Source organism: Chroococcidiopsis thermalis PCC 7203, assembly GCF_000317125.1.
GTDB lineage: Bacteria > Cyanobacteriota > Cyanobacteriia > Cyanobacteriales > Chroococcidiopsidaceae > Chroococcidiopsis > Chroococcidiopsis thermalis.
In genome coordinates this window covers 4,731,936-4,748,705 of record NC_019695.1, presented here as the reverse complement: position 1 = coordinate 4,748,705, position 16,770 = coordinate 4,731,936, and the positions used below count along the sequence as shown (strand labels likewise).

Here is a 16,770-nt window from a genome sequence, read left to right as displayed (position 1 = left end):
ACTGAATTTCCTTGTCAAAAACTATACACTGAAGGACAGAATGTAAGGTATCGGCACGATTTAAGCGGTTTTTCGCGGTAAATCGAGAACGTTACCACTAGCAGGGCGCAGCACGCGAGCGCAGGGGGCAAATTGGATGATATGTTCGAGGTTACGAACAATTGTGACGCAGATAGCATCTAAGGGCAAGTCATTGGCATCGCGACCGAAAGGTTCTTCAATTTCTGCCCCTACTTCATTGATACCTAAGTAGAGAAAACTCATAAAGGCAAGGATCGGTGCTGTCCACCACTTGATACCACCAACTAGCTGAAAAGGTAAAAGCAGGAAATAAATCCACAGCAAAGCATTGAGAGTAACGGTATATACCAAGGGAACGGGGGTTTTCAGGATGCGTTCGCAGCCACCTAAAATGTCTACCATATCATCTAATAGTTCGTGCAAGGATGTCAGCTGAAAAATGTTTAGGCGTTGGCGCTCGAATTGATGTTGCAAATAATCCCCAATCCAATAAGCAATTTCTAAGGGAGCGTGATTGACACTTTGTAGTTGATGATATTGTAACGGTGGCATCATCGGCTCCAATTCTGAATTCATTGGTTCTCGCCGTAGGTGGATTTTCATTGCCACAGCAAAGGCAGCAACTAGATAGACAGCAGCACTTTTTTCGTCTCGCTCTTGCGGTTCTCGTTGTTCGATTGTAATTGAGATTCCCCGTGCTAAATTGCGCGTAGTATTTACCATTGAACCCCAAAGTTTGCGCCCTTCCCAAAAGCGATCGTGGGCTGTATTGGTGCGGAACACTAGGAGTAGGCTGAGAATGACGTTAAAACTAATAACGACATTTTGAATAATTTTACTATCACCAAAGAAAGCAGGCAACTTTCCATAATGATCGAGTACAGAAATTAGTAAGCCGTAGCTTCCACACGCGATTACCCAGGGCAGAATTCCATGAATGACAGAAATTAAAAGTCTTTGAGTAACTTGCAGCCAGTGTAATTGCTCTCCGGTATAGATTTGAAACTTTTCGCGAAACGATCGCAAGGCTACTGATTTACGGTGATGTGACTGCGATCGCTTGCCGGAAGCAGAAACTTTTGGCGATCGATTTTGGCGACTGCGAGCCTTTTTACTGATGGGAAAAATCATCAACTCAACCTCATTCTACGAGCATTTTCTAGCACCAATGACACAAATTTAATCGTTCATCTCTTTCAAAGTCGCTACCGTTGATGGTGACATCCGGCTGAGGGAACGGAAAACCCAATACTTAAAAATTGTGGCGAGAATGACCGGAACTGTGGCGATAAATAGAAAGATTAAACCGCGATTTGCTGCAATTCCTAAATGACTGGATAGTCCTTCTAACAAAACTTCCCAACCATGAGGAGAGTGAAATCCGACAAAGATATCGGTAATCAGAATAATTGAGAAAGCCTTAGCACTATCACTCAAGCCAGTTACAATATTATCCATGAATGACTTGAGCATCATAATATCTTTACGTCGCCATAGTAACACTAAAGCAAAAGATAAAACAGCGATGATATCAGCAAAAACATTACTAACAGCGTTATTGCTACGATGACGAAATTCCTGAGAAATTTCAGTTGCTTTATCTTTGACCTTTTCTTCAATTGCTTCTGAATTTAGTGCAGGTGCTGCACCCATCAAACGTTCTAGCTTGAGTTCTTCTTCAAAGGTTTGCAGTTCTTTGAGTGCCTCTTCTTTCATTTCAGAGTTTAAGAAGACTGGCGTAACTGCTTCGTTTCTCACGCGATTGACAATTGGTTGCACCAAATAAAGTTTGGACACTTGCTGAGTTATTAAAGGAATCAAAATCAACAATGCCAGTAACCTAATGGCAACGACAGTCTTTTTTTGCGATCGCCGAAATGATTTGACAACTTCTGCTTCTGCATTTGGGTCAAGCTCATTCTTGATCTTATTAATTGTGCGCTCAAGAGAACGCGGTAGAACTCCAGCTTTGACTTGCGGTTCGGCATTTTCCGAAGCTGAATTTCTAGAATTTTTGCGGTGGAGTTGCCTCGATCTAGATTTTTCCGGGGCGATCGCTTGTTTCACCTCAATGACTTGAATTGGTGGAGTGGGTAGCTGGAATGAAGTATTGGCTGGTAGATTATTTGAAAAGGGAACTAACGCTGATGCTTGCGGTTCGAGAGTGTATTTTGTCAGAGTTCCTTCAGTAAAAAAGAGCCGCATCAGGTGGTCTTGTCCCAAATTTCCTTGCGTAGAACTGCTCGTATTAAATTCCTTCATTTGCTGTTTGAGTATACTTAAATGCTTCTCAAAATCAGCTTGCACGCTAGTAGGAATTTGAGCATCGTTAGCGGTTGATACAGTTACTTTACCACCATGAAAATATCGGTCTTCAATCGATTTTATGCTCAGCGCGGCTTGATACGCTTGTTCTAGCGATCGCTCTGGCGTACCAAAGATTTTTCCTTTGAGTTGAGAAAGGGAGTCTGTGGATTTGTTGAAGAAGGTAGAAGTCATGCTGCAACTGGGGTGTTTGGAGTGCATTTTGGACTAAATTCTGCGTGAGGCGATCGCTGTTACCTGAAACTCTTTTATAGGCGATCGACCACTGCTTTTGGATGCCAATGAGTACGGCTGGGATGGGAACTCGTGTAATAAATGTGACTGTGGGGCAAACGATGTCTTGGTTGCGTAGTAATGTCATCAGTATGCTACTCGTCAAGGATCGTAACTGTTCGGGACAGTGCATACTCATCCCTCAGTCCTCCTCTCCATACTTGCAGGGTGAGTGTTTAGGCAACAAGTTTTAGCAGAGGGTGTTTGCCTTTTTGACAGGAGTTAATTTGACGGTAGCTATTTTGAGAGCGGTGACTCTGAGCAACAATGGGTAAACTTTCTACATCTGACTGGCTAGTAATTATTGCTCCAGCAGGGATATGTTTTTGATTGGGAATGCCAACAGCCATAGACAGTGGTTGACGCGATGCTGCTTGACCGTTGGTGGTAACTAATTTCAGTTTGGGTGTCATGGTGAAGTGAGTAGTGAGTGGTGCGTGGTGAGTAGTGCGTAGGGGATCAATTCCGAATTCCGAATTCCGAATTCCGAATTCTTAACTATGCTGCTTTCAATTGCTCAGCATTACCAATGCCTTGATAGCCAGTGGCTAGCTGCGTGTTGACGTGAACCACGGCTTGATTGAGGAATCTGAGGGGATATTCGTTAGTAATTAAGGGTAAGTTGTCAGCAGCTTCTTGTGTAGTAATCAGAGAACCTGCGGGGACGTATCTGCCATCGGCGATATTAACTCCCATGACTAAAGCTTTGGGTTCGATAACGCAGTTATTGCCGACTGTGGCTCGAAATACTAAAGATTGCATTCCGACAAAAGTATCAGTACCAATGCTGGCTGGACCGTGGACTTGACATTGATGCGCCAGGGAAACGCGATCGCTGATGTATACTCCATAGAAGTTACCTTCAACTTCTACGACAGCCTCATGCACCATTTCACCATTGACGTGAGTTTCTAAAGCATGAAGCACTACGCAATCTTGTACGTTGACATCATCTCCTACCCAAATCGGTTGTCCTTCATCACCTCGTACTGATGCTGCGGGAGCTACCATGACTCGCTTACCAAGATAAACGTTACCAATTACGGCAGCTAGAGGGTGAATGTAAGTGGTAAAGTCGATTTTTGGCGAATTTTGTTCTTGATTGAAGGATGCCAGCACATTAGCGTGAACGTTAGCAGACTGCTGGGTGCGATCGCTTTTGATAGAGAAGATGTTGCTCATGGGATTACCTCTTTCGTGGTTTGACTTGGGAATTTCCTTATGCATGTCATAAGTTAAACCAATAAATGTAATAAACCTGGAATAAAAAAGTGACAAAGTTGAGACAAAGTTGAGAATAGGTGAAAAAGCGCTTTATCTCGCCAAGCGGAGAATCTCGCTAGTTGAGTTTTTCTCGTCTCATGTACTTTACAGACACGGCATTTGAACCAAGGCAAGTATCTCAGCGTTCTGACATCTCACTTTCTCATCTACGCCGTAGTTCATTTGAAGAACTATCAATGACTTTATAACCAATAACTCATGACAGACTTATACTAATTCTGTTTATCTCTGTACTAAATGAGATCCCCCCAACCCCCCTTAATAAGGGGGGTTGGGGGGATCTCTTGTTGCGTAGTTTTGAAAAAATTTGTCTCCCGTGGCTCAACGGAAGCAGTAGATAACTGAAGCCTTGTTATGAAAAAATGAGAGCTTTCTCATAAAGTCTTCATGTTAAGTTCACGATCGTAATGTAATATTGAAGTCGCTGTTTTATTACCTTTTTTACACTATTCTCATGTACGATTCAAGTTGAAATAAAACACATCGCATCTCACTTTCTCTAAAAATTGAGAGCGATATCTAATTGAGTTGAGGTAAGCATAATTATTCAATGTTTCAATCATTACGCTGGCTATTTTTACTAACTTATTTATTAGTAATGTCCGCTATATTTGGCGCTTCTAGTACAGCTATTTATATCTTTTTTAGCCGTAGTCTAGAGCAACAGTTAAACGATCGCTTACAGATTTTGGCTGAAGCTGCTATTCCTAGTTTGCGAATCATCAAAAGCCGAGGAATTCAAAGATTAGATGATGAACTTCCTTGGCAAGAGTTATTTCGCCACAATCAAAGCCTCGAATGGTTTAATCCTAAAGGTAAGCTCTTAGCGAAAGAGGGAAAATTTTTTGCTAATTCGTCATTGTCGCAAGCCTTAGTTGATGGTTTACAAGAGGGCTTTCCAATCCTACAGCAACAAGGACAAGTTCGGACTTTTTCTATTGCTGTTTATACCGAAGATCGAGATAAAACCACCTTACGCTTAGAAGGATATATTCGCGCTAGCGAGTCTACTCAAGATTTGATCTGGAAGTTAGATCAACTGCGATCGGGTCTGATTGTGGGAGGAGTTACAGTATTACTATTAAGTAGCATTAGCGGTATTGGTTTAACTTGGCTCACTCTCCAACCAATGCAACGTAACTTAAGGCGATTAAAACACTTTACCGGAGATGTAGCGCACGAACTACGCAATCCCCTAACGGCGATTAGTACTACAGTAGATTTGTTACGTAATAGTCCAGAAGAGTTAAGTTTAACTCAGGTGAGAAAGTTAGCAATTATCGATCGCGCCAACGAGCAAATCATTCATTTAGTAGAAGATTTACTATTTTTATCTAGGGCAAATATCGCAAGCGATCGCCTCGATCGCGATTTTAACTTTGCACCGATTCGCTTAGAAGAGTTACTGCAAGATTTAGTCGAACGCTTTGAACCACAAGCTCAAAGTAAGCAAATTCAGTTCACCCCACATTTACGTACTGGTATAGTCGTGAAAGGCGACAGCCATAAACTCAGCCGCTTATTTTCTAATCTTTTAGATAACGCACTCAAGTACACAACCGACGGGGGAAGAGTGGCGTTATTTTTAGAACAAGAGCAACGATTTGCCGTGATTCGGATCGAAGATACGGGAATTGGTATTCCACCAGATTCTCTACCACTGATTTTTCAGCGCTTTTGGCGAGCCGATGCAGCTAAATCTGAAAAAGACGGTTTAGGCTTAGGGCTAGCGATCGCACAAGCGATCGTCCAACAGCACAAAGGTGAAATAAAAGTCAGCAGTAGATTAGGTGCTGGTAGCAGCTTTCGCGTGTTGCTACCACTAGATGCTCAGGCGTAAATCGCATAAAAAACGAAGAGACGTTACATGTAACGCCTCTACATTTAGATAATGAATTACATTTTGACTTTTAACTTTTGACTTTTGACTTTCCTAATAGCCGCCTTCTTCTTCGTATTCTGGTTGCTTGATTTTCTTGGGAATATTCAAAGGCTGCGGTTCCTCATCTTCTCCCCAAGCGTCACCGTCGAGATCGTCATCCAAATCTTTCGGTGCTGTGTATGGCTTTGGTTCAAACGGCTGGGGTTCGGGGTAGCGGGGTGGAGGTGCAGGCGTATAGCGATCGCTTCCCGACGCTTCACTCCAGTTTTCTTCTTCCTCTAAATCGCGATCGTATCTGTTGGGTTCGTACTGCTGGCGGCGTAATGGCTGCTGTTCGATCCGAGGTTGGACTGTTTCATACTCGTATTCATCCTCATCCCAGGCTTCCTGTACCGCAGGTTGAGTTGTCTTTAAAGGTTGGGCTTTTGGTGCTTGCAACGGTACGCCACTTCCTAGCTGGTTTTCCGGTCGCACTGCTGTGGGAGTATAGTACTCGTCTTCTTCTTTCTCCCAAGGTGCTTTACCAATACCAAGCCTTTCTAACACCCCAACACTCAGACGATTAATTCTTTCTTCAGCACCTTCAAATACAATTAGCCGATTGGGTCCACTGCTAACAACTTCTTCAATTGGCAATTCATAAGTACTAATTACCTGGTCGGGGATCTGGGGTAAACCCAGCGAAGCGATAATTAGGGAGTAAATTTTGCCTGTTTGAGCGTTAAATGTAAAGCCACGCACCCGCCCCAAGGGTTGACCTGTTTCTGTAATGACTTCACAATTAACTAAGTTGCTGTAAATCTCTACATCAATATCTTCGATCGCGTCTTCGTTCTCCACCAAAATCACATCGCCGATTTTGCTGATGCTGCTCAGGTACATATAACGCGGTACGCTAGCAAAAGCGATCAGGTTGTCTCGCAAACCAAGAGCTACAACCTCCCTGCGATCGATATCTACCCATAGTTGGCTGACAACTCCTAATACTTTGGCGTTATCATCCGCGATCACCTTTGTATTTAAGATGTCGGAGCGTTTAATAGTGTTTTCAGAGGTCATTGCTTTGCGGAGTCCCGATCTCGAATCAGGGTTAACGGTTAATACTTTCTAACGATCGATACTATTATGATGGAATCCTCAACCAAAGTTGTCTGAGGGTTACAATTTGATGCCTAAAACTTGCGTGTAAGCTCCTCGCGCTTGCGTTACTCCTATTGTACGTTCGGCTGATTCTATCATGGGTCGGCGCAGGCTCACGACAATAAACTGTGCTTGTTTAGCCTGTTGTTCGATCATTCTAGCTAATCGTTCCACATTTGCCCCGTCTAGGAACATATCTACCTCATCAAAGGCGTAAAAAGGTGATGGGCGATACCGTTGTAGGGCAAAGATAAAACTCAGCGCCGTGAGTGATTTTTCTCCCCCCGACATAGACGCGAGACGCTGCACGGGTTTACCTTTAGGATGTGCAACTAAATTAAGTCCACTGGTAAATGGATCTTCTGGGTTATCGAGTTGCAGAAATCCATCCCCATCTGATAGGGTGGCGAAAATAGATTGAAAGTTTTCATTCACCGCATCAAAAGCTTCTTGAAATGCTCGTTGGCGTAAGGTGGTAAAGTTTTCAATCCGCAATAACAATTCAGTGCGTTCGGCTTCTAGGGTCAATAATTTTTGACTCAATTCTTCTAAGCGAGCGTTAGTACGTTCGTATTCTTCTAACGCCAACATATTGACAGGTTCCATTGCTTCCATCCGCTTGACAAGCGATCGCAATTCTTTCTGCAATTGTTCCAAATCTACCTTATCTGGTACTTCTGGTAGGGGATCGGGCATTTCTGCGGCTTGGATTTGAATCTGTGCTTGTAAGTTAACTAAATCTTCTCGCCGCGATGTTTGCGTTTCTTGCAACTTTTGCTGTTGCCATTCTACCTGTTGTCGATCTAAATGCAATTCTCGCAGCTGTTGTTCGGCGCGATCGCGTGCTTGTCTTTCCGCCGTCATCCGCTGTTCGATTTCTTTCAAGGATGTATGGATCTGCTTTAAATGTTCGCCAATTTCCTGTAATTGAGCATTGACAGCAGCTTGCTGCGCTTGATTTTCTTGTTGCTGTTGTTGGTAATCTCGCGATCGCACTTCGCATTCTTGAATTTTTTCGTGCAATCTTTGAGTTTGATTTTCTATGTCTTTCAATTGCTGTTCGGCGTTACGAACTATCTCGATTCTAGTTTGTAATTCCTGTTCTTGCTGTCTAATTGCGGCTTGAATTTGCTGCCATTGACTGTTAGTTTGAGATTGTTCTAACTCCACTAAAGCTTGGCGCAATTGTTGTAATTGTTCTTCTTGTGCGGGTAAATCTCGTTCTAAAGTCTCTAATCTAGCTTGTACCGTAGATAGTTGTTTTGTGTTCTGAGCTAGTTGCGATTGCCCAGTTTCCACTTGTTGAATTAGCTTGCGAATTTCTTTTTGTAATTGCTCCTTCAGGAGATTATTTTCTCTTTGTTTGGTCTTCGCTTCTGTTAATTCTTGAGATAGATTTTTAGTTTTAGCTGCCAAATTACCAATCGATTCACCACACCGAGCTAAAATGCGATCGATTTCTTGCAAGCGATTTCTTAACTCTATAACTTCCTGGGATTCAGTAGCATCGCTCGTACCGAAATGCAAACTGGAATTTTGCTGGCTGATACTACCCCCAGTCATCGCCCCACTAGTTTCTAACAATTCTCCTGCTAAGGTGACGATCCGATATTGCCCTAAATGAGAACGCGCTGATTGCAAATCGGCAAAAACAACCGTACTACCAAAAACATAGCCAAAAATATCTTGATAGCGGCGATCGCATTCGATTAAATTAATTGCATAGTCGATATAACCATTGGCATAGCGCAACCCCGAAGCAGGCGAAAATCGCGGGGCTTGAATTTTATTTAGGGGTAAAAACGTCACCCTCCCCCCTCGTTTTTGCTTCAGGATCTCAATCCCCGAAGCCGCCACGCCATCATCCTCTACCACCAATTGTCCCAACCGCGCCCCCGCTGCAATTTCTAAAGCTAGTTGATACCGAGGTTCGACTTTCCCGAGTTGGGCTACCAAACCACAAATCCCGCTTAAACCTGATTGCAGCAAAATTTTTGTGGCAAAAGTGCCTTGAGTTTCCTGCAAGGCTTGAGACTGCGCCTCCAACTTATCCAACTGGCGCTGTTTGTCTCGTTGTTCTTGAAGTAAGCGATTTTGAGTTTGCTGCTGAATTTGCAATTCGGCTTCAGCCGCAGCTAAAGATTGGGCTAACGATTGAATTTGCTCAATTTGACTCGATAATTGAGTTTCTATTTCAGTTAATTGTGTTTGCTTTGTCGCCAGCTCTGGCTCTAAAGTTTGAATTAACCCAGTCTGCTCTTGAATTTGCTTTTCTAATTGATGCGATCGCTCTTTTAATTGCGCTTGTTCGGTGCGCTGGGGTTCTACAGTTTGCAGCAGAGATTCAACTTGGCGGCTAAGCGCGGCTTGTTGTTGTACCCAAGCATCAGAAGCATCAGCGACTGCACTAGCTTCGGTACGACTTGCTTCTAAGGTTTGTTGCGCCTCATCCCGTTGTTGACGCAGGCTAGAAAGTTGAGCAACGATTTCTTGCTGCTGTTGTTGCAACCGCACCAGAGAATTTTGGTGTTGTTGAATTTCTAACTGTTGTTGCGTGTAAGCATTTCCGGCATTTTCATAAGCATTTGTCAAGTCTCTTTGGCGATTTTGTAACTGTCGCCGTTCGGCTTCCTGGGTGGCTAGAGTTGATTGCAGAGATAAGAGTTCTTCTTCCCCCAAAGTCTTCACTCGTGCGTTGAGTGCGTCTAATTCTGCCGTTACCTGCTGAATTTGGGTGTTGAGGGTAGTAAGTTGAGTCGTTAATTCAGCCAGCGTTCGATCGCCCGTTTGAATTTCCGCCACCAACTTTTCTTGTTGCTGTTGCAGCGATCGCCAAACTAAAACAATTTCCCACTGCTGCTTTTGCTGATATTCTATTCTCAGCTTTTGATATTTCTCAGCTTGGATGCGATCGTGAGACAGGCGATCGCGCTGGGTAATTAATTCAGTTTCAACGATGCGGTAGCGGTCTTCCCTGTCTTTAACTTCATTTAAGGTTTCTTTTGCTTGGATAATCTTGCGATCGTAATTCGCTACCCCTGCTAGTTCGTCAATAATCTCCCGCCGTTCTCGCGAGTGCATGGAAATAATACTCGTCACGTCCCCTTGCAGCACGACGTTGTAGCCTTCAGGATAAATGCGGATCTGACTTAGTTGTTCGTGCAACTCAGTTTGAGTACAGGTAGAACCATTAATGTAATAAGTTGACGTATACGAACCCTGTTGAGTGACTCGTAAGCGGCGCGTAATTGTTAATTCATTAGAGGTGAGGAGTGAGGAGTGAGGAGTGAGGGGTTCTTCTTCCCCCGTGTCTACCGTGTCTTCCTTGTCTCCCTTGTCCTCTAACTCTTCAACATAATACCCATTCCCATTCCCATTTCCATTAACCTTTGTCCCCTCTGCTTCCTGCTCCCTGCTAAGCGCTCCCTCTAAATCGAAAGTCACCGTCACTAGCGTTTCTACTGCCGATTTTCCGCGTGTGGCTTTGTCGTGGTTGACAAGATCGGGTAGGCGTTCCGCCCGCATTCCCCGGGAACTTGCTAGACCGAGGCAAAACAGGAGAGCATCCAGAATATTAGATTTACCGGAACCGTTGGGACCTGAAACGACTGTAAATCCTGGTAGCAAAGGAATTTTCGTCGTGCCACCAAAGGACTTGAAGTTGGTGAGTTCTACGCGCTTGACATGAACCATGTAGGCTGGTCAGTAGAGGAGTGTGAGGAACAAGTGTATCAAAGTCAGGATGCCCAACAGGTTAGCATAGATTATTCAATTGGCTACAGTTTCTAATGGGAGTCGGGAGTCGGGAGTCGGTTCGTAGTGTAGAGACGTTACATGTAACGTCTCTACAAAGTGCGTGGTAAGAGGTGACTGTTCCCTGTCAACCGATAACTGATAACTGTTCAAAGTAAACCCATACTACGCAGGATATTTTTAGTAATTGCAATCCTTGCTTTGGCATCCTCTGGTTTATTAATGTCCATACTGAGGGCGAAAAAGTAAACGCGATCGCCTCGTTCTAAATAGCCTACATACCAACCTACTTGGGGTGTAAAGTCCCATCCCCAACCCGTTTTTCCTCTCAATTAATGTCTCGATTACCGTGTCAACGGCAACAAGGCGATCGCTAACATCAAGAATGTGAGGTATTTGTAGCACCAAGACATACAATCTTTGGATGAAACATTCAGCCGGAAATATGAACACATTTAACCAATGATAGTTTTCATTGAGATGCAATACGCGATCGGTAGGGGCGCACATCTGTGCGCCCCTACTAATGTATTGTTCTTCATAAATCCGTCTAAATATATTCCGTACAGATAATTAAAAATTGCATGATTTGCTCATAAATTCATCTCTCACTCAACTATCGATATTGTTGAATTTAACGATGAAATGATATTTGACTATCTGCAAAATCCACAAATACCCACACACCCCGTTATTCTGACTTCTGGCTTAATTGGTCATGAGTGAGTAGCGATTTGGTGTTTGGTGCGTGGAATACTTCTGACTCTTGTACGGGCGGATTTTGACTGAGATTTCTAGCCCCATTTGCCAGCTTATTTGCTAAGGATCGCCCCTATGACTTCTGACTCCTCAATTTTGACTTTTGACTTTTGACTTTTGACTTTTGCTTCGCTTGTCAATAAGCTCTTGGCAAGTGAGAATAGAAAAGTAGTCGAAGTTACAAAAAAAATTGTAACAAAGATGAATTTAGATAATTTCAAGGGTTGTAGTTTCTGTAACAATATTGGAGAGGGCGATCGCAGGGAGTCAATCCAAATTAAGTAACATAGCGATACTTTTTATCCGCCATCACTGAAGTTTCAATCTTTAAGTTGCAGTATCCAGCAGTTTTAAAAATAAATTTAATTTGCGAGAATTCCCTATGCTAATCCAAGACAAGCAGCAGCGTGACTGGAAGACAATTATTAAAAAATTTGAAGCAGTCTTAGGCAAAAATGGCGTGGTACAGCGTCGGGAGGAATTAATTACTTATGAGTGCGACGGACTAACCAGTTATCGCCAGCGCCCCGCAGTTGTCGTGTTGCCAAGAACGACAGAACAAGTAGCAGAAGTTGTAAAGATTTGCGATCGCCACAATATTCCTTTCATTGCCCGTGGTTCTGGTACTGGCTTATCTGGTGGGGCATTACCAATAGAAGACTGCGTGTTAATCGTCACCTCGATGATGCGGCAAGTCCTCAGCGTAGATTTGGAAAATCAGCAAGTTGTGGTACAGCCAGGGGTGATTAACAACTGGGTGACGCAAGCAGTCAGCGGTGATGGATTTTACTACGCCCCCGATCCTTCCAGTCAAATTATCTGTTCGGTGGGCGGGAATGTTGCTGAGAATTCCGGTGGGGTACATTGTCTTAAATATGGTGTCACTACCAACCACGTATTAGGCTTAAAAGTCGTTACCCCCGATGGTTCGATCGTCGATTTGGGCGGACAAGTACCAGAAATGCCGGGTTACGATCTTACAGGCGTATTTGTCGGTTCTGAAGGTACGTTGGGAATTGCTACCGAAATTACGCTACGGATTCTCAAATCAGCCGAATCAATTTGCGTCTTGCTTGCCGACTTTACCAGCGTAGAAGCAGCAGGGGCAGCGGTTTCAGACATCATCAGTGCGGGAATTATTCCGGCTGGGATGGAAATGATGGATAACCTCAGCATCAATGCTGTAGAAGATGTTGTTGCCACGGGTTGTTATCCCAGAGATGCTACGGCAATCTTGTTAGTAGAAATTGACGGCATAGCTGTAGAAGTCGCAGAAACTAAACAGCTGATTAGCGATATTTGTTTGAAAAATGGTGCAAGGGGAATTACTACGGCTAGCGATCCTGAAACGCGCCTCAAATTGTGGAAAGGACGCAAAGCAGCATTTGCCGCTGCCGGACATCTCAGCCCCGATTACTACGTTCAAGATGGGGTGATTCCGCGTACTCAATTGCCCTACGTTTTACAAGAAATTGAAAATTTGAGTCAGCAATATGGCTATCAAATTGCGAACGTATTTCATGCGGGTGATGGGAATCTTCACCCATTAATTTTGTACGATAATTCCGTACCAGGGGCATTGCATCAAGTAGAAGAATTAGGGGGAGAAATTCTCAAACTCTGCGTTAAAGTGGGTGGTAGTATTTCCGGCGAACACGGCATTGGTGCAGATAAAAAATGTTTTATGCCCGAGATGTTTTCTGAAGCAGATTTGGAGACGATGCAATATGTCAGGGAGGCGATTAACCCCAAAGGTTTAGCTAATCCCGGCAAGATCTTTCCGACTCCTCGTACTTGTGGGGAAGCAGCCAAGATGACTGATATTAAAGAGTTTGCCTCAGTTGAGAGATTTTAGATCCGCGAGATCCCCCCAACCCCCCTTTTTAAGGGGGGCTATGAGTTGGTGGATTAAAGTGGAGCAGATGGAATAATATACATTAATTCTGCTTTTTCTGGTTTCGCCTCAGCAGGTGCTAATTTCAGCCAATCTTGAAAGCTAATTCCAAGTTGCGCGATCGCTTTTACTTCTGACTGGTATGCTTTAATTCGATTGTATGTTTCGAGCATAGCTTCAATTCTGTTCATAACTTTAGGTAAGTCTGTATAAATCTTAGGAACACTCTTATCCTCTACATATGCCAAAACAGCATCAGGGAGAGATTTCACCCAAGAATCAGAACTTTGTGCTATTTTGAAAAAGTTTTCACGCTGAGATTGAAATACTGTATTTTCATTCTTGATAGGATCTAACCATTGATAAACTGCTGTTAGTTTGCGTAAAGTGATGCGATCGCTCAAACTAGGATGTAAATAAGCTGCTGGATTAGATGTTAGTAAAGTATTAACATATTTTTCAACCAACGGACGCAAAGTGTCTAAACCTTTCTGTAATCGCATTTGTGCTACTATTGGTTCTTCAAGCTCAAGATAGCAACGTGCCTCTGCAATATAAGTAAAAGATAAAGTTAAAAGGTATTGTTCGGCAACTCTAAGACTTTGCTCAATCGCATTCATAGCATAGAAACTATAATGTTTCTCAGCTTCTAAAAATCGATTAATAGCTTGCATTGCACTAATTCTTCGGTTGTCAGGATTACTCATGGTAAAAGCACTATCTGCTAAATTTAGTGCTGCATAAAAATTTGCGTAGAATGAGAGATCGATTTTACTCGCAAGTTCTTGATTTGACTTTAATAATATTTCTTGTGTTTGCTGCAATTTTTTTTCAATTTCGTTCAAACGATTTGCTACCATAGTAAATCCCATGACTGAAATTGCTAAGTTGAGTGTAGACACTCCTAAACTTAGGATACTAGCCACAGAACCTAGCGGTAAAGATCCTGAAAATTCTGAAACTGATTCGCGTAGCCAAGCAACAACTTGCTTAGTTTGAGTATCACGAATAATACCTCCAACCCGCTCTAAAGTTCCATCATTTATCCCAAAAGCAATTTCTTCAGGAATTACAAATGTTGCATTTACTGTATTCATAGTCTGATTATTCATAAATGAAACTCCAAATTTCAGAATGTCAACTGCAATAGCTATAGCGCTATTTACCTGTTCGCTTTCATGTTTGCCAGTTTTACACCAACTAGAAAAGTGTTCGCAGTTGTTAAAGAGAAGATTGTATCTATCTTCACCTAATCGGCTTTCAGCTCGTTGAATTATAATTTCTGGCAAATCGCAAATCTCGTATTGCCTAGTAAATAATTGCTTTCCAGAAGTAAAAGCATCCATAGAAGTACGAGAAATGACACCTTGCATCGATTCACCTATGTAGTGAATAGCTGTGCCATCACCGCAATCAATTCCATGATGAGTATAATTACCACAATTAATGTAGATATGATCCCCTTTTGCCATAACTCACACTAAAATAAAATATTGAAGATGCGATCGCACCTCTATCCAGTATTCCCACAAAATAAATAGCCACTAACAATTAACATGCAAAAACGCAAAGACACCAAGATTTCTCTTAGCGCCTTTGCGTCTTTGCGTGACAATTTTAATCTATCAAAAATTCTTTATCACCATATCATATTCAAAGGACGGGTTCATATAGCCCCCCTTAAAAAGGGGGGTTGGGGGGATCTTCTGCGGCGTAGTCAAACAGCAAATTGGGATTAAAAATTAAAACTCGTCCGAATTACCCCAACATATTGATTGCTATTATCGCTGTTATTTTCAGGATTAAATACTACCCAAAAACCCGGAGTCACAGAAATATAATCGTTAACTTGAAAACGGTAAAAAGCCTCAACATGATATGAAGTGTCATCTTCATCGCGCACGTCGCTATCTGTCACTCTAGGAGGTAAACCAACCAAAATCCCCGGTAAATTACCTTCACCCCCCACATCTGGGAAAGTTAAACCCACAGCACCATACCAAAGATCTGCACTATCCCCATCTTCAACAGTACTAGCAATAGTTCCTCCACTACCATCGGCGATCGCACTCAAACCCGAACCATTAGCACTCGCACTGATGTAACCTACCCAACCATGTAATTGAAACTTGGGTGAAAAGCGATAAAACCCTTGAAAAGCAAAGATGTCTGCGGATGTCGCAATATCGTCTCCAAATGGTTCGCTAGCCAACAAACTCCCCGTACTACCAGTGAGATCCACGACTCCCGCCGGATTATAACTGCGCGAGTAAGCAATTCCAGCCGCACCCCAATCACCATCTACAGCAAGTTGTGCTAAGGCGTGATACGTACCGTTAAATAAACCAGCACCATCACCAGGATCGCTGGGACTACCAGCTAAATATCCTAGAGTCAAAGTTAAACTCTCGGCAATCTCCCAATTCACCGCCGCACCACCACCACCGCGACGATACAGGGGACTGTATTCGCCAAACAGAGAGGGAATACCTCGGCTATCATCGGCAATGCTGGGAGGAGTCAGAGTATCTGTAATATCGGTGTAACCAACTCCGGCGGGACCTACAGTAAAGGTGAGGTTGGAACCCACGGGGAAACGATATAACAAGTGCGGTACAGTTACATCGTTCTCAGTATTTGTATCAAAGTTAAGCCGTGTCATGTTCGTACCCGACACGTCTTCCATATCGCCAAAGTTACCAAATTCCAAACGAGTCCGTAGTAAATCTCGTCCGGTAAAACTCGTTTCAAAATTCATCCGCGAACGATAGCCGAATATCGTATTAGAATCGTCCTCATCTTCAGCTATGCGATCGCCAAACGTATCTGTAATTGCTGTAATTAAACTGACATTAAGTTTTGTCGTTGTCGAAAACTGATTTGCTTCTAATTCTGCTGTTTGTGCTTCCAAACTATCAACTCGACCGCGCAGAGTTACCAGTTCCGTACTAAATTCTGTTTGCAAACGTTGTAATGTTGCTAAGTCTTCTTTCGTCACTACATCTGCACTAGCTGTAGCAATTAGTTCGTTGACTCGATCTAAACAAGCATTCAATCCTGCTGCAAACTCATATCTCGTTAAAGCACGATTTCCTCGATAAGTTCCATCGGGATATCCCGCAATACAACCATATCTTTCTACCAAAGATTGCAATGCTTGAAATACCCAATCTGTCGGTTGCACGTCTGATAGTTGAGAGACTGACGTAACTTGAGCCATACTATTTTCTAGCGGCAATGCTAAGGTAGTTTCCGCATTCATTCCTACTAAAGCCGCTACTAAATTCGCAGCCAGAAACAATCTAGCGTGCGGCAATTTTGTGTTCATCCGTTCGCCACTCACTTTATTTTTTACAAAAAATTTTACCCTGCTTTTATTTAGTCTAAAGAGAAAACCTTTAGGCTCAACAATAGCTGTTTTTTAGCAGCATTACATCTT

General features: G+C 43.0%; 12 protein-coding genes. 2 read left to right on the top strand and 10 right to left on the bottom strand.

Translation table 11 applies throughout. The annotated features are described in order from the left end of the window. Window positions 1-60 precede the first annotated feature (60 nt). The 5 genes from CHRO_RS20535 to CHRO_RS20520 all read right to left on the bottom strand — a co-directional run bounded on the left by CHRO_RS20535 (window position 61) and on the right by CHRO_RS20520 (window position 3,801). On the bottom strand, window positions 61-1,152 hold the full coding sequence (locus tag CHRO_RS20535) for a bestrophin family protein (RefSeq protein WP_015156143.1): 1,092 nt from the start codon (window positions 1,150-1,152) through the stop codon (window positions 61-63). A 48-nt stretch (window positions 1,153-1,200) separates the two neighbouring features. Next, the gene (locus CHRO_RS20530) at window positions 1,201-2,400 is read right to left on the bottom strand and encodes a proton extrusion protein PcxA (protein WP_425394288.1); all 1,200 of its coding nucleotides are present in this window, start codon (window positions 2,398-2,400) and stop codon (window positions 1,201-1,203) included. Next, entirely contained in the window at window positions 2,396-2,758 is a 363-nt protein-coding gene (locus tag CHRO_RS33910; protein WP_241994187.1) for a hypothetical protein, read from the bottom strand. Before CHRO_RS33910 ends, CHRO_RS20530 begins: the two co-directional genes overlap by 5 nt. Window positions 2,759-2,795: 37 nt before the next feature. Next, on the bottom strand, window positions 2,796-3,032 hold the full coding sequence (locus CHRO_RS20525; protein ID WP_015156141.1) for an LbetaH domain-containing protein: 237 nt from the start codon (window positions 3,030-3,032) through the stop codon (window positions 2,796-2,798). Between the two features lie 85 nt (window positions 3,033-3,117). Then, window positions 3,118-3,801: an LbetaH domain-containing protein gene (locus tag CHRO_RS20520; RefSeq protein WP_015156140.1), complete on the bottom strand. Its 684-nt coding sequence runs from the start codon at window positions 3,799-3,801 to the stop codon at window positions 3,118-3,120. A gap of 652 nt (window positions 3,802-4,453) precedes the next feature. On the opposite strand from CHRO_RS20520, the gene CHRO_RS20515 reads away from it, so the two are divergent. After that, a complete protein-coding gene (locus tag CHRO_RS20515) occupies window positions 4,454-5,743 on the top strand; it encodes a sensor histidine kinase (RefSeq protein ID WP_015156139.1) in 1,290 nt (429 codons plus the stop codon). Window positions 5,744-5,836: 93 nt separating this feature from the next. Here the strand turns inward: CHRO_RS20515 and CHRO_RS20510 are convergent, their stop codons facing one another. The 3 genes from CHRO_RS20510 to CHRO_RS20500 all read right to left on the bottom strand — a co-directional run bounded on the left by CHRO_RS20510 (window position 5,837) and on the right by CHRO_RS20500 (window position 11,010). Continuing rightward, window positions 5,837-6,844: a PRC-barrel domain-containing protein gene (locus tag CHRO_RS20510; RefSeq protein ID WP_015156138.1), complete on the bottom strand. Its 1,008-nt coding sequence runs from the start codon at window positions 6,842-6,844 to the stop codon at window positions 5,837-5,839. Window positions 6,845-6,943: 99 nt separating this feature from the next. Further along, the gene (gene smc, locus CHRO_RS20505) at window positions 6,944-10,618 is read right to left on the bottom strand and encodes a chromosome segregation protein SMC (RefSeq protein WP_015156137.1); all 3,675 of its coding nucleotides are present in this window, start codon (window positions 10,616-10,618) and stop codon (window positions 6,944-6,946) included. Window positions 10,619-10,827: 209 nt separating this feature from the next. Continuing rightward, window positions 10,828-11,010 (bottom strand): penicillin-binding transpeptidase domain-containing protein, encoded by a 183-nt coding sequence (locus tag CHRO_RS20500; protein WP_041462562.1) that lies wholly within the window; start codon window positions 11,008-11,010, stop codon window positions 10,828-10,830. Between the two features lie 809 nt (window positions 11,011-11,819). Between CHRO_RS20500 and glcD the strand changes: the two genes are divergently transcribed. Continuing rightward, complete coding sequence (gene glcD, locus CHRO_RS20495) at window positions 11,820-13,292, top strand: glycolate oxidase subunit GlcD (protein ID WP_015156136.1); 1,473 nt, start codon at window positions 11,820-11,822, stop codon at window positions 13,290-13,292. A 53-nt stretch (window positions 13,293-13,345) separates the two neighbouring features. Here the strand turns inward: glcD and CHRO_RS20490 are convergent, their stop codons facing one another. Together CHRO_RS20490 and CHRO_RS20480 are read right to left on the bottom strand one after the other, a co-directional pair. Further along, entirely contained in the window at window positions 13,346-14,803 is a 1,458-nt protein-coding gene (locus CHRO_RS20490) for a lecithin retinol acyltransferase family protein (RefSeq protein ID WP_015156135.1), read from the bottom strand. A gap of 263 nt (window positions 14,804-15,066) precedes the next feature. Further along, window positions 15,067-16,659, bottom strand: a complete 1,593-nt coding sequence (locus CHRO_RS20480) for an iron uptake porin (RefSeq protein ID WP_015156134.1) — start codon at window positions 16,657-16,659, stop codon at window positions 15,067-15,069. Window positions 16,660-16,770: the final 111 nt, after the last annotated feature.

Coding starts and splice junctions, on each gene's coding strand:
- CHRO_RS20535 (WP_015156143.1), bottom strand. CDS start 1,152: ATGATTTTTCCCATCAGTAAAAAGGCTCGCAGTCGCCAAAATCGATCG.
- CHRO_RS33910 (WP_241994187.1), bottom strand. CDS start 2,758: ATGAGTATGCACTGTCCCGAACAGTTACGATCCTTGACGAGTAGCATA.
- CHRO_RS20525 (WP_015156141.1), bottom strand. CDS start 3,032: ATGACACCCAAACTGAAATTAGTTACCACCAACGGTCAAGCAGCATCG.
- CHRO_RS20520 (WP_015156140.1), bottom strand. CDS start 3,801: ATGAGCAACATCTTCTCTATCAAAAGCGATCGCACCCAGCAGTCTGCT.
- CHRO_RS20515 (WP_015156139.1), top strand. CDS start 4,454: ATGTTTCAATCATTACGCTGGCTATTTTTACTAACTTATTTATTAGTA.
- CHRO_RS20510 (WP_015156138.1), bottom strand. CDS start 6,844: ATGACCTCTGAAAACACTATTAAACGCTCCGACATCTTAAATACAAAG.
- smc (WP_015156137.1), bottom strand. CDS start 10,618: ATGGTTCATGTCAAGCGCGTAGAACTCACCAACTTCAAGTCCTTTGGT.
- glcD (WP_015156136.1), top strand. CDS start 11,820: ATGCTAATCCAAGACAAGCAGCAGCGTGACTGGAAGACAATTATTAAA.
- CHRO_RS20490 (WP_015156135.1), bottom strand. CDS start 14,803: ATGGCAAAAGGGGATCATATCTACATTAATTGTGGTAATTATACTCAT.
- CHRO_RS20480 (WP_015156134.1), bottom strand. CDS start 16,659: ATGAACACAAAATTGCCGCACGCTAGATTGTTTCTGGCTGCGAATTTA.